Genomic DNA, 13,865 nt, shown 5'->3' with positions numbered 1-13,865 from the left:
AGGTCAGGATAAAATATATTGTTCTATAATCCGTGCTACGCCGTGCTCCTCATTCGATACGGTTACGACGTCGGCTTCGCTCTTCACTGCATCCTGGGCGTTGCCCATGGCTACTCCCAGACCGGCTTCACGAATCATGGAGATGTCGTTCAGGCTGTCACCCATCGCAATCACCTGGGACATTTCGATGCCGAGCATCCCGCATACCTGTCTCAGGCCGCTTGCCTTGCTGATTCCTTTAGGATTCAGTTCGATGTTGCAAGGGTGGGAGTTCGTAACCTCCATCTCTCCCCACTCGATCATCTTCTCGCGTATTGCGTTCAAGACAGGCTCATCCTCATAATAATACCCGAATTTGAGCCACTGCTCATCCCACACCTTCTCAGTCCAGCGATCTTTGTTAAACAGGCCATTAACGGAATAAGCCCAGTACCACGTATCGTATTTCAGAGCAATATCGCGCATTTGGATGATGAGCTCGGGGTTGAACATGGTACGGCTGTGCAGCTCGCCGGGGGCAGACCATACCTCGCTGCCGTTGACGGCAACGATTGGGGACTGCAGCTTCAAATCCTCCACGTATGGAAGTACGTTAGGAATTCCGCGGCCAGTAGCGAACATGACCGTAACCCCGGCTTCGGATGCGGCTTTGACGGCCTTTCGGTTCTCGGCGGACACCGTCTTATCCTCCATCAGGAACGTTCCGTCCATATCCAAAGCAATCAGCTTGTAATTACTCATGAAGCTGCTCCTCTCTATAGTGCTTCCGCAAGCGTTGGTCTAGGCAGTTCTTCCATGTAAGTGACATGCCACAAGGCAAACATATAGATGGTCCATAGACGGCGGGCATAGTCTCCCTGGCCGTTCTGATGCTTGACGAGCATCTGACGAACGGTATCCATGTTGATGTAATCCTCGATGCCGCTCGCTGCGATCTGTTCCATCATCACTTTGCCCTGATTGCCCTTCACCCAATCACGGAGCGGAACCGGGAAGCCGAGCTTCGGACGGTTCAGGATAAAGTCCGGAATAATCCCTTCCATAGCCTTACGGAATATATATTTCGTTGTTCCTTCAGCGATGCGGTAACGGGCCGGAATTTTGCGCGCCACCTCGTACAGCTCAACGTCCAGAAACGGTACGCGCAGCTCCAGGGAATGAGCCATCGTCATTTTATCCGCCTTCATCAGAATATCTCCCGGCAGCCACAGATTCATGTCGATGTATTGCATCCGCGTAACCGGATCCAGATGGCGGGTCTTATCATAAAATTTCTTCGCGATTTGCAGCGGGTTCGTATAGCTGCCCAGCATCTCACGGTCGATTCTGACGACTTCCGCCTTCATCTCTTCCGTGAAAATTTTGGCGTTACCGATAAACCGCTCCTCCAAAGGTGTCGTTCCGCGTAAAATATAGTTTTTGCCGTACGTTCCGTTAGGTAGAAGCCGTGCCAAAGCATGCAGCATCCGCTTCAAAGCATGCGGCAGGCGTTCGACAGGCTGCAGCGCCTGCGGCTCCCGGTAAATGCGATAGCCGCCGAACAGCTCGTCGGCTCCTTCACCCGACAGTACGACCGTTACGTGCTCACGGGCAAGCTGGGCCACATGGTAGAGCGCAATGGCCGACGGGTCGGCTACCGGCTCGTCCTGATGCCATACGGCCTTGGGCAGCGTATCGAAGAAATCTTTTTGCGTAATGATTTTGGCATAATGCTCCGTATCGAGCGCCGATGCCGTTTGGCGGGCAATCTCGGTCTCGTTGTTAGGCCCTTCAAAGCCTACGGAGAACGTACGGATCGGTTCAATGTTGCGCATATGGGTAGCAATTGCCGTGGAATCGATACCGCTGGACAAGAAGCACCCGCGCTCCACGTCGCTCTGCATATGATGGATGACCGAATCCTTCAGCCCTTCGCGGATCTGCTCCACGTACTCCTCAAACGGGCGTTCCACAGGCTCGAACATCGGATCCCAGTAACGCTGGATTTTCATATCCCCATCGTAGCTCACGGTGACGGAATGACCCGGAGGAAGCTTATGAATTCCTCTGAACATCGTATCCGGCTCAGGCACGTATTGGAATGTCAAATAGTTCAGCAGGCTCTCCGTATGAATCGTGCGATCCATCCCGTCAGCCGCCAGCAGACTCTTGATTTCCGATCCGAACAAAAACCGCTTGCGATCCTTGTAATAATAAAAAGGCTTAATGCCGAATTGATCGCGCGCCCCGAACAACAGCTTTTTGCGGCGATCCCAGATTACGAAGCCGAACATCCCCCGCAACTGCTTGACGCAGTCCTCTCCGTACTCTTCATACATATGTACGATGACCTCAGTATCCGAATGGGTCTTGAACTGATGGCCTCTTTCCTGCAGGGTGTGCCGCAAATATTTGTAGTTGTAAATCTCTCCGTTGAACACGATCCACACCGTGTCGTCTTCGTTGGCCATCGGTTGATGGCCTTCGCGGATGTCTATGATGGACAGCCTTCTAAAGCCTAACCCAATCCGGTTCTCGCTCCAGAAGCCGACATCATTCGGTCCGCGATGGATGATCACGTCGGTCATCGCTTTCAGCATAGCCTGAGACGGCTCTCTATCATCAAAATACATAGCTCCGGTAATCCCGCACATCGTATTGCTTCCTCCTCAAACGTCCGTACAGTAACGGTTCGAAATAATTCGATAGTCTAGTATACCATATTCGCAGCGAGTTCAGGAAATGGAACCTAAAATCCGTCTTTTTTTTGATATTGGACAAAAGAATCGGCCGAAGGGAGTAAATAAAAAGCCCTCCAACCGGAAGGCTTTTTGCTGATAATAAAAGACACAATAGCACCTTGCACACGTTCGTAAGCTGTGCGCAATGTATATCGGAAGCAAACCAGGATGAAGCTGCCGGTAATGCACTATGGGATCACGCGGCGGTCTCGAGCCTATTCCGCCGCTGCTTCAGCTTGCGCCATACGACTCCGTGAGACGGAGAGAACAGCAGGGCCAGCACGAACATGGCTCCTGCTACGGTAATCATGCAGCCGGCGATGGAAGCATCCAGCAGCATGGAGACATAATAGCCCGCAACGGCGCTAATAATGCCTGCCAGCATGCTGTAGACGATCATGACACCGAGCCGTTCGGTCAGGAGGTAAGCAGTCGCCGCCGGAACTACGAGCATCCCGACGACCAGAATGGCTCCGACACTCTCAAACGATGCGACCGTCGTTACCGAAACAAGGCCCATTAGCAAATAATGGAACAGCGCAACCGGGATGCCTACCGCCGCTGCCATCGCCGGATCGAACGAGCATAGCTTAAATTGCTTATACAACAGCCCGATTACAGCGCCGCTCAGCAGCAGCACCAGACTTAGCACCCATACGGCCTTCGGTCCGATATCCACACCGGCAACCGTTAACGTATCCCAGGGAACGCGAATGATTTCACCGTACAGCACGCAGTCCAAATCCAGGTCCACCTGGCGTGTATACAGGCTTACCAGCACAACCCCAATCGAGAACAGGGCTGTGAATACAACGCCTATCGACGCATCCGACTGGACCCCGCCCTGCTGAAACAATTGAATGAGAAACACGGTGATCAGCCCCAGTACGGACGCGCCGAGCATCATGAATAACGAATCGCGTGAGCCGCTGATCAAAAATGCAATCACGATACCCGGCAGTACGGAATGACTTATCGCATCGCCAACCATCGCCATTCGTCTTAGCACCAGAAAGCAGCCCAATAAGCTGCAGGAGCAGGCCACAAGAGCCGCTGTAACGATAATCCAAAAATCGTTCATGCCCCTCTGCCCTCCTTTCCCGCCTCGAACGCTGCCCTATCTAATCCTCCGGAAGCCACGGCCTTCTCCTCCAAGACCGCTCTTCGGACTGAAAGCCGCTGGAGCACCTTGGAAAGCACCCCCCGTTTCGGCGCTATTAATACCGATACAACGAAAAGGGCAGTGGCCGCCAGAACGCTGAGAGGCCCTGTCGGCATATTGTTGGCCGTCGAGCTGATGAGCGTGCCGGCAAACCCGCTGACGGCCCCGAAGAAGCCGGAGAGCACGACCATCACCCCAAGCCGCTCGGTCCAATACCGTGCCGTTACCGCCGGCGTGATCAGCAGTGCCGACATCAGCACGACACCGACGGACTGGATGCCGACAACCACCGCCACAACGATCAGAAACATCATGAATTGCTCCAGAAAAGCGACGGGATAGCCTAACCCTTTGGCAAACCCGGCATCGAAGCTGAGCAGCTTGAACTCTTTGAAGAGCAAGGCGCACACCGCCACCAGCACTCCCGCAACTGCCGTCATAATAACGACATCCTTGTGAATCATGGAAGCCGCCTGACCGAACAAAAACTTATCCAGTCCGCTCTGATTGCCGCTGCCGCCGTGCTGGATTTGCGTTAACAGGACAATACCGAGCCCGAAGAACACCGACAAAACGATCCCCAGTGCCGAGTCCTGCTTGATACGGGAATTTCTTGTGACGAAGCCGACGCCAAAGGTGGCGATCAAGCCGGAAACTGCAGCCCCAATGAGGAAAAATACGATCGATTTGGAGCCGGTCAGCATGAAAGCAATGCACACACCCGGCAGCGCCGCATGGGCCAGCGCATCCCCCATCAGACTCTGCTTCCGCAGGTAAGCGAAGCTGCCCAATACCCCGCTGCTCAAGCCGAGCAGGATGCTTCCGAGCAAAATCCACTGCGTATTCGGATCGGATAAAAGCTCCAGCCAGTTTCTGCCCATTTCTTCTCACCTCGCACGGACGATAAGCGACTCGTCGTCCCGTTCTAGCAGCGCCAACCGGCCGCCGTAGGTTTCCTGCAAATTCCCTTTGGTAAAAATATCCTTGGTCGGCCCGATGCCCATCAGCTTTACATTAAGCAGCATGACCCAATCAAAATATTCCTTCACGGTTGCAAGGTCATGGTGCACGACCAGCACGGTTTTCCCTTGCTTTTTGAGCTCGTTCAGCAGGGTGATGATAGCCTTCTCCGTAGCTGCGTCGACACCGACGAACGGCTCATCCATGAAATACAGCCGTGCATCCTGCGCGAGCGCCCGGGCCAGGAATATGCGCTGCTGCTGGCCGCCGGACAGCTGGCTGATCTGCCTGCCCGCAAAATCGGCCATGCCGACCTTCTCCAGGCATTCCATCGCAATTTGCCGTTCTTTGGCGCCCGGCCGCCGGAACCATCCCAAATGCCCGTAGCGTCCCATCATCACCACGTCCAAAGCGCTTGTCGGAAAATCCCAATCAACCGATTCCCTCTGCGGCACATAGCCCACCAGCTTGCGCTGCTCCATATATCGTTTCCCGTAGATGGTCACCTCTCCGGTAACCTTCGGAATTAAGCCTAGCGCCGCTTTAATGAGCGTGGATTTGCCCGCTCCGTTCGGTCCTACAATTCCGATCAATTTACCTTCCGGTATAGAGAAGGAAATCTTACGGAGCACCGGCTTTTTCTGATAGGCAACGGTCAACTGTTCAATGTTCAATGGAGTTTCGGTATGCTTCATTTGCTCATCACTCCTATCCGTCCTCATTCGTTATTTCAACGCCTTCACTATTGTGTCGACATTGTGGCGGACCATCCCGATGTAGGTTCCTTCCGGCGTCCCGTCTTCTCCCATCGCATCGGAGAACAATTCCCCCCCGATTGTTACCTCATGTCCCTGCTTCTTGGCACCTTCAATGACGGCCTCGATCGACTTCTTCGGTACGCTCGATTCCACGAATACCGCTTTAATCTTGCGGCTGACCAGAAATTCACGAAGATCGCTTACATCCTTCGAGCCGTATTCGGACGCCGTGCTGATCCCCTGCAGTCCCATCACCTTGATGTGATAGGCATCCCCGAAATAACCGAAAGCATCATGAGCCGTAATGAGCACTCTCTGGTCCTCGGGAATGGAACCGATCTGCGTCATTGCGTACTCATCCAGCTCCTTCAGCTGCTTGATATATGCGTCTGCATTGCTTTTGTAGGCCTCCGCATGGGCGGAATCGAATTTGCTCAGTTCATCCCGGATCACTTCCGCAGCTGAGATCCAGTGCCTGACATTGAACCATATATGCGGGTCATGGGAGGCCTCGCCCCCTTCCCATCCTCTCAGCTGCGCTTCGGGAATATTCCTGGATACGGCGACTGTCGGCTTATCCTTCGCCATTTTCTCGAAAATGTCCACCATTTTCCCTTCAAGATGCAGCCCGTTATAGAAAATCATCTGCGCCTGCTCCAGCTTCTTCACATCGCCTTGGGACGCCTTGTAAAGATGCGGATCCACACCGGATTTCATCAAGCCCGTCACTTCCACACGCTCTCCTCCGACCTGTCTCACCACATCGGAAATCATACCAATCGTTGTCGTAATTCGGAGCTTGCCTTCCGTCTCATTCTTGCTCTGCCCTTTCCCCTGAGCGCCGCATGCCGCTAGTACGCCGGCTAAGGATAAAAACATGATGGTCATAATAAATCTTTTCCATGACGACACGATGCTTCTGGTTCTCACATTTCCCAACTCCCCTGCATGTTTGTTTAAAGTCACTTTTTTTGCCCAAGCCTCAAATGTTTCCTTTTGTTATTTTTGTTTCCTTAATGCAACTTTAGTTTATTATATACAAGATTGTTTCCGCAGTGCAACATTTTTCTTGCAATAATTTCCTTCTTTTTTGTTAACCCTGTCTTTATCATGGAGCTTGGAGTTCTAGCATTATTTTTGATAAGATAAAAGAAAACATTTTTTAACAGGAGGCCTCTGATGGCAAATTTCGAACAGCAGTTGAATCAATATGCCGACATCATTGTAAACATTGGCGTCAACATTCAAAAAGGGCAAATCTTGGCCATTAACGCGGCTATCGACGCGGCGGAGCTGGTTCGCCTGCTTGTCAAGAAGGCTTATGAAGCCGGCGCTTATCAGGTCAAAGTGAACTGGTCCGACGATACGGTCGCCCGTCTTCGGTATGATTTGGCTCCGGACGCTTCTTTCCTCGAGGAGCCCAAATGGTATGCGGGGGAAATGCTGGAGCTTGCGGAGAAAGGCTTCGCGGTCATCAGCTTGGTTTCATCCGATCCCGATCTGCTGAAGGGCGTGCCTCAGGAACGGATTGTCAATCATCAGAAGACGTACGGTAAGGCCATGGCCAAATACCGCCAATACATGCAGTCGGATAAATTCAGCTGGTGCGTCGTTGCAGCTCCGTCCAAGGCTTGGGCGGCCAAAGTGTTCCCGAACGTGCCGGAGGACGAGCAGCTCGGCAAGCTGTGGGAGGCTATTTTCAAAACCGTTCGCGTCGATCAGGCTGATCCTGTAGCCGCATGGGAAACCCACATTCGTACCTTGAACGAAAAATCCGACTACCTGAATGCGAAAAAATATAAAAAGCTGCACTACGTGGCGCCGGGCACAGACCTGACGATCGAGCTGCCGGAAGGCCACATCTGGGTAGCGGCAGACAGCATTAACGAGCAAGGAAATGCCTTCGTCGCCAACCTGCCTACCGAGGAAGTATTTACTGCCCCGCTTGCCACGGGAGTAAACGGCAAGGTGTCCAGCACCAAGCCGCTTAGCTACGGAGGCAATATCATCGACGGCTTCACCCTTACTTTCGAGAACGGCCGCATCGTCGACGCAACGGCGGAGCAAGGCCTCGACACACTGAAAGGGCTGATCGAGATGGACGAGGGCTCGCATTATTTGGGCGAGGTTGCGCTTGTCCCTCATCAATCCCCGATCTCGCAATCTAACATTTTGTATTACAACACGCTGTTTGATGAGAATGCTTCGAATCACCTGGCCATCGGCAGCGCCTACGCGTTTTGTCTCGAAGGCGGCAAAGGCCTGTCCCAAGAGCAGTTGAAGGAACGGGGACTCAACACGAGCATGGCCCATGTCGATTTCATGATCGGCTCCGGTGAGATGGATATTTTCGGAGTCACGGCAGACGGCAAGGAGGAGCCTGTGTTCCGTAAGGGGAATTGGGCATTTTGAAACGAGTGAAAAAGGGGGCGCTGCTAGCGCCCCCTTGTCTGTTTAGAAACCCGTAGAAATTAAACTATGACAATCTACTCCAGTGGGATATGCCCCTCCAGCCGCTGTTGAAACCCGTGAAAGGTGATCATGTTGAGCGGTATTTTCACGGGTTTCAAAGGCGGACGTAAACTCTTCCGAGGCATCCCCCACCTCCATATAGCATAGTTCTCGCAAAACAGGTTTCTAAACAACACGGGAGCGCTAAAAAAGCGCCCCTTTTTTTAATAATATAGAGTGAATACATTTTGGGTTTACCCGCAAAATGCCAGGTTCAGATTCGCCCCTCACTTTATAGGGCTCATGAAAATAAATAATCGATATCGGTGAGTACCCGCTCCGTCAAAGGAAAAACAAACTCCTCTTCCTTCTCCAGATGATCGATAAGGATACGACAAGCCTGGGTCAAATAAGCTCCGGCGCGTTTGATCTGCATCGCGTCCGAATCCGGCTTGAGCGCGTGAACGGCTCTGAAGAACGAGCTCAAATGATCCATCGCCCGCTCATGGTCTTTCTCCAGCATCCATAAGGAAGGTACGATCGTCGGCTTGTTCTGCTTATGGAAATAGACATTCAAGAATGGGTAGAGCACCTCTTCCTCCCATTTGGAATGGCGGTCCAGCTCCTCCTGAAAAGCCATCGCCCACAGCCTCAAATGCACCAGCGTTCCCCTTGCCTTGCCCTTGTCGGCTTCCTGCTCGGCTTGGATCGACTGCTCTTTCATTTTCAGCAGCACCTGCATTAACTCGGCATGCTCCAGCTTCAAACGGTCCACCAGCTCGTAAAGCCCGTTAGGATGAGCGGTTACCGACGCAGCCTCCGGCTTGTCGTGCATGTTCATGGTTCTTCGCACCTCCAAGGATAGTAATGATCTGTTCTTTACAGATTACTACGCTACCCCTTGGTTGTATGTGCGACTTCTAACACTTTTTTAGATGAGAGCTTACGGCTTGGGAGTTTCCGATTGCTTGCCTTTAGGCACACCGTCCAGACCGTAAGCTTGATCGTAAGCATCGAAAATTTTGCGCGCAATCGGAGCCGCGTTCCACGCCCCGAAGCCGCCCTCCGGTACGACGACCGCTACGGCAAGCTTCGGCTTTTCGGCAGGCGCATAGGCTATAAAGACCGCATTGTCGATCATTTTGCCGCCGACCGATTGGGTGGACGTACCCGTTTTGCGGGCCACCGAATAAGGGAAGCCCTCGAAGCCCTGCACATTAACCTTAAGCATCCCCCTGGTAATCGAATCCCAGTATGCATTAGGGAACGTCGTTTCCTCCAGCACCTCCGGCTTCATTTCCTTAACCGGCTGGAAGTCGTAGGTTTCGATTTTGTCGACCAGGAGCGGCTTCATTTTTTTGCCGCGGTTGGCGAGCGTTGCTGCGTACTGCGCCATCTGGAGCGTCGTATATTTCTCGTTCTGGCCCCAGGATGCGTAGACCATCCGGGATTGCAGCGTCTCCTTCGTATTCGTCTTGAATTCGCTGATCCCCGCCGATTCTCGCGGCAATCCGCTGCCCGTCAGGACGCCGAGTCCGAACTTGTTCAAGTAGGACTCCCAAATGTCGACGGCCTTTTGGCCGCTGCGCATGTACAGCGGATTACCGATCATTGCCGACATGAACGTATTCGACGAATGCCAGATGGCGTCCGCTGCATTAATCGGTCCGTAAGCCGCACGGTCCGAGTTGGTCAGCTTGGCGTTGTTATCTTTACCGTAGGTGAACTCCCCTGTATCGTTATAGGTCGTGTTCACTCCAAACAATCCTTCGTTTAACCCTATCAGCACGGACAGCGGCTTAATGATGGAACCGACATAAACGATGGAGGTCGGGTGATTTTTCAATTCGTTTTCCGGATAATCCGGATAAGCGGTCGTTATGGTGCCGTTGTTAATAAAAGGCTGGATGCGGCGGTATTCCTCCGAGGACAGCCCTCCGCTCCATACGCCGGGATAATAATCCGGCATGCTGGCCATAGTCACGACCCGCCCTGTGTCGACTTCCATAGCGACGGCATAGCCGGCCCTGGCATTAGGCGCATAGCCGTAATGCGAGGCGCGGGCTGTAGCGGACTTCGCATAAGCCAATTGGTCCATAATCGCCTTTTGGGCGACCTGCTGAATATCTTTATTAATCGTCAAGATCAGATTGTTGCCTTTCTTAGGCGGTTCAATAGAGACCTTTCCGATGATTTTTTGGGACGCGTTGACAGGATAGGTTTTCATCCCGTTCTTCCCGCGCAATTCCTCCTGATACATCAGCTCGATACCGTCATACCCGACATCCTCTGTATCCAGGTATCCCTCGGTATTGTTTTTATTTTTATAGAAATCAAGTCCGTTCTTAGGCTCTCTTGCCTGAGAAAACGGCCTCATGTACCCGACAAGCTGAACCGCGATTTGCGAAGGATCATAGTTCCGGACACTTTCCTCCATAACCTCGAGCCATTTCAGCTCGTCCCGATGCTCCAGCAAAAAAGCGATCTCCTTGTCCGTCAAGCCCGATTTAATCCGCCGCGGAACGAAGGAGTAGCTTGGGGCTGTGGTGGAATTTTTGTCCAGATCATACCCGACGTCCATCGCTTTAATAATATCCGCCGCCGTCAAAGGAGCCTTGGCAGGATCGCCGAACTGCTTGAACAATTCCTCCAGCCTTTTGGCCAAGGCAATAACCTCATCCTTCTTCTGGTCGGATTCCATCCGAAAATAGAGCGACTGCGTGGAGCTGGTGTAAGCCAGAGGATTCCCGTTGCTATCGAAGATGTTGCCGCGTATCGGGGCGATCGGCGTATCCCGCTTGGTCGTCTGGGCCTCTGCAGCCTTCAGCTGCTTGCCCTCTACGAATTGAAGAATAGCGAGTCTGACAATAAGGACGGAAAATAAAAAGAACGTACAGAAGAACAATAAATTAATCCGAACGGTAAAATGACGCCGCTTGTTCGTTTCATGCTTTTGCGGATCATCCGTCGACATGGACTTTCTCATGATGTGACAGCTCCTTTACTATTACCCGAGCAGCTCACGTAATGAATGAATGCCAATGCCCGAGTGATAATCGTAACGTTTGATTTTGACAGCATCGATACCCGCCTGATTCGGCGCCCAAATATCGTTCAAATCATGATCCCCTACATAGAGCACATCGGCCGCCGATAAGCCGGAACGCTCCAGTGCCAGGTGGAATATGGCCGGGTCCGGCTTCTCCAAGCCGACCAGTGTGGACACAATAACAGGGTCAAAATGATGCAAAATGCCTTTATGCTCCAGAATATCGGGCAGCGTTGCAGCGAAGTTGGAAATAATACCCAGGCGTAATCCCCGATCCTTCAGCGCAGCAATGCTTTCCTGGACATCCTCGAACAATTGGTATGGCTCCGGTCCTGTGAATAAATCATAAAGTCCGTGGCAGCATTCGTGAATCTGGTCCTCGGTCCAATCTTCCTCATGAACGCCGAGCTTTTCCAATATGTAGTGATAAATCTTCATCCAGAAAGCCCGGTCCGATTCCGGCGTGCATGCTTCAAAAGGATCCAGCTGCTTCCCGTAGTAAAACAGCCGGAACGCTTCGGTGAACAGATCCCCCACCTGCTCCTCCCCCCGATGAAGGGAACGGCTTGCCAGAAATTGCTGCATAATAATTCTTGATGCCGGTATCGTCATCAGCGTATCCCCTACGTCAAAAAAGACGGCTTTATACGCTTCTATTGGTTTTGGTAACATCCGAATGTACTCCTTTGCCGTATTTCTCCCAAGAACATCCATAAAAACGCTTATTTTCGACAATATTCCGCCAAAAATGCGAATCCTCTCTAGTTTATCATACTTTGCCCGAAAGAGAAAAAGCCGGCACTCCCCCATACGCATCGGAGAGGTCCGGCCTTCTTAAGCTAAGCTTCACGAATGTGCGTTTCATTAAAATTCGGCGGGTTAAACCAATTGCCTCCGCTGGCGACCCAGGTCGAGTCCAGCGGCACCCATTTCTTGCTCTCCGACAAATAGACTTCATTCCAGGCATGAGGACCATATCCGCCGCGCCCGTCATAGCCAAGCCCCGTCACTACCTTCACATCAAGACCGGCGGAACGGGCCATTACCGCATACAAGCGGGAAAAATCGATACATACGCCTTTCTTCGTCGCAAAGGTTTCTTCCGGCGTTTGCTCCTTCCAAATCCTCTGCTGCTCATACAGGTTGACTTTATCCCAATCATACTGAATCCGCGTCCCTACATAGCGGTACAGCAGACGAGCCTTTTCCTCGTCCGTCCCGGCTTTGGCTGTAATCTCTTTGGCAGCCTCAGCGATATTATTGGGAATTTTGGCATCCAGCACCTCATACTTGCGCTGCAGGATATTATCGAATTCCTGTTCGACCGCTCTGGTAAACACAGGCAGCCGGCTTGCGAGAAAATCCCCGGTTACCGGACGAATGATCTCGTTGGCACCTTTTTGATATAAGTCCGAAGCCTGGATGTAGTTGGCCGCCGGTGTCTGTGGAAATAATGTGGCAGCGATGAACAGCACGGCTATAATAAGCAGCGAGCGGCCAAGCCCGGTCACGCAGCCGATAACCCCGCCAAGAATGCTGCTGATCAAGGTAGGCCCCCCGCCCCGGCGACGCGCATCATGTCTTAATGTCTCGGCGACCCAGCCGTCCATGACGGGATCGATGATCCGATACAGCAGCTGCTTCAGCAGCATATACCCAAGGACGAACAGTACGCCGTAACGCAGCAGCGTAAAATCCCTCACACTTGTCATAAATGTATAATACAGCTGCTGGAAGAAGCCTATATCCGTTGCAGGAATGACCAACTGAAGCGAGATTAGCCATGCCTGCACCTTCGGCGACAGCCAGGAAGCTATCCGCCAGGCAAGAAGCACACTAACAACGACGGCGACGGCCTCAGCTACCATCAGCATCAAATGGCGTGCAGAGGAGGAGGCTCCGCGAAACATCCCTTGGATAACGGAAACTAGTAACGTGGCCGCTAATAGCAGGGTTATCCAGTTGGTCGATCCGATAACGCCGATCCAATCCGTCACATTCTCACCTCACTTGTATTCCGCTGCAAGCTGCAGGGTTAAATCTTCGTATTTTTCTTGGCTTGTTCGATAAGCGCGTTAATGACATCATCCATTTTCATGGTGAAGGTCTGATTCATGAAGGTAACCTTAACCTCATTGGATTCCGGATTGCCTTCGAGCTTCAAGCTTTTTGTCGTTACGGTAAAGGTACCGTCCGGGTTCTGCTTGTACTGTGCGTCCTTCATTTCCCCGGAAATCGCCTTCAAGGCTTGATTCTTCGCCTCCGCCGTCACTGCGGTTCCCATCTCCATCAATTGATCCTTATAATCTGCTCCGTAGTAGAACAGCCCCGCAAGTACAGCCAGTACGATAATCCATTTCACGACGGTTTTTACAATTTTAATAACCAAAAACAAAACGATGATCGCGCCGACAATAATAAACCAACGATCCTGCAAAAACGACATTAAAAAATCCAACTTCCATCTCTCCTCTAAGCGTAACCTTTTTTTGTTCCCCTGATTGCCCTTACTGATTGTCTTCTTCTCTACGGCGCCTTAGCTCCGCAAGCCTTTGTTGGATATGCTCCGACTTGTCCGCCCGTCTTGCCTTGCGGTAGGTGGATCGCAATCGCAATAAAGCGATGAGGACGATAAGTGCTAGCAACATAAGAATAACCGGATCCACTGTAAGCCGCCTTTCTTGATCACGAAACACGCGTATCGATGAATTGTACGTACGCCGGCGCAAAGGGTTGCAAAATAATGGTACTAACCCTAAGGCTCG

At 52.1% G+C, this 13,865-nt stretch carries 12 protein-coding genes; 1 reads left to right on the top strand and 11 read right to left on the bottom strand.

Annotation, left to right across the window (positions count from 1 at the left end; genetic code table 11):
- Positions 1–3 precede the first annotated feature (3 nt).
- The 6 genes from ABEA66_RS04025 to ABEA66_RS04000 all read right to left on the bottom strand — a co-directional run bounded on the left by ABEA66_RS04025 (position 4) and on the right by ABEA66_RS04000 (position 6,488).
- Positions 4–741: a Cof-type HAD-IIB family hydrolase gene (locus ABEA66_RS04025; RefSeq protein ID WP_079909666.1), complete on the bottom strand. Its 738-nt coding sequence runs from the start codon at positions 739–741 to the stop codon at positions 4–6.
- Positions 742–755: 14 nt separating this feature from the next.
- Positions 756–2,633, bottom strand: coding sequence for an asparagine synthase (glutamine-hydrolyzing) (gene asnB / locus ABEA66_RS04020; protein WP_345586248.1), 1,878 nt, complete (start codon positions 2,631–2,633; stop codon positions 756–758).
- A gap of 283 nt (positions 2,634–2,916) precedes the next feature.
- A complete protein-coding gene (locus ABEA66_RS04015) occupies positions 2,917–3,801 on the bottom strand; it encodes a metal ABC transporter permease (protein ID WP_079909663.1) in 885 nt (294 codons plus the stop codon).
- Positions 3,798–4,763, bottom strand: a complete 966-nt coding sequence (locus ABEA66_RS04010) for a metal ABC transporter permease (RefSeq protein WP_079909662.1) — start codon at positions 4,761–4,763, stop codon at positions 3,798–3,800. The genes ABEA66_RS04015 and ABEA66_RS04010 overlap by 4 nt, the downstream gene beginning before the upstream one ends.
- Positions 4,764–4,769: 6 nt before the next feature.
- The gene (locus tag ABEA66_RS04005; protein WP_345586243.1) at positions 4,770–5,537 is read right to left on the bottom strand and encodes a metal ABC transporter ATP-binding protein; all 768 of its coding nucleotides are present in this window, start codon (positions 5,535–5,537) and stop codon (positions 4,770–4,772) included.
- Positions 5,538–5,567: 30 nt separating this feature from the next.
- A complete protein-coding gene (locus ABEA66_RS04000) occupies positions 5,568–6,488 on the bottom strand; it encodes a metal ABC transporter solute-binding protein, Zn/Mn family (RefSeq protein ID WP_079910139.1) in 921 nt (306 codons plus the stop codon).
- A 291-nt stretch (positions 6,489–6,779) separates the two neighbouring features.
- Between ABEA66_RS04000 and ABEA66_RS03995 the strand changes: the two genes are divergently transcribed.
- Positions 6,780–8,012, top strand: a complete 1,233-nt coding sequence (locus ABEA66_RS03995) for an aminopeptidase (RefSeq protein ID WP_345586241.1) — start codon at positions 6,780–6,782, stop codon at positions 8,010–8,012.
- A gap of 340 nt (positions 8,013–8,352) precedes the next feature.
- Here the strand turns inward: ABEA66_RS03995 and ABEA66_RS03990 are convergent, their stop codons facing one another.
- The 5 genes from ABEA66_RS03990 to ABEA66_RS03970 all read right to left on the bottom strand — a co-directional run bounded on the left by ABEA66_RS03990 (position 8,353) and on the right by ABEA66_RS03970 (position 13,558).
- Entirely contained in the window at positions 8,353–8,892 is a 540-nt protein-coding gene (locus ABEA66_RS03990; RefSeq protein WP_192703694.1) for a hemerythrin domain-containing protein, read from the bottom strand.
- Between the two features lie 102 nt (positions 8,893–8,994).
- Complete coding sequence (locus ABEA66_RS03985) at positions 8,995–11,037, bottom strand: peptidoglycan D,D-transpeptidase FtsI family protein (protein WP_079909658.1); 2,043 nt, start codon at positions 11,035–11,037, stop codon at positions 8,995–8,997.
- Positions 11,038–11,058: 21 nt separating this feature from the next.
- Positions 11,059–11,772 (bottom strand): HAD-IA family hydrolase, encoded by a 714-nt coding sequence (locus ABEA66_RS03980; RefSeq protein ID WP_345586238.1) that lies wholly within the window; start codon positions 11,770–11,772, stop codon positions 11,059–11,061.
- A 167-nt stretch (positions 11,773–11,939) separates the two neighbouring features.
- On the bottom strand, positions 11,940–13,097 hold the full coding sequence (locus ABEA66_RS03975; protein WP_345586235.1) for a transglutaminase domain-containing protein: 1,158 nt from the start codon (positions 13,095–13,097) through the stop codon (positions 11,940–11,942).
- 38 nt (positions 13,098–13,135) lie between these two features.
- Positions 13,136–13,558: a hypothetical protein gene (locus ABEA66_RS03970; RefSeq protein ID WP_079909656.1), complete on the bottom strand. Its 423-nt coding sequence runs from the start codon at positions 13,556–13,558 to the stop codon at positions 13,136–13,138.
- Between the last annotated feature and the right edge of the window lie 307 nt (positions 13,559–13,865).

The sequence above is a fragment of the Paenibacillus vulneris genome, assembly GCF_039543185.1.
Taxonomy (GTDB): domain Bacteria; phylum Bacillota; class Bacilli; order Paenibacillales; family NBRC-103111; genus Paenibacillus_S; species Paenibacillus_S vulneris.
Note: the sequence above shows the minus strand (reverse complement) of the source record. Positions and strands in the feature narration are given on the sequence as shown.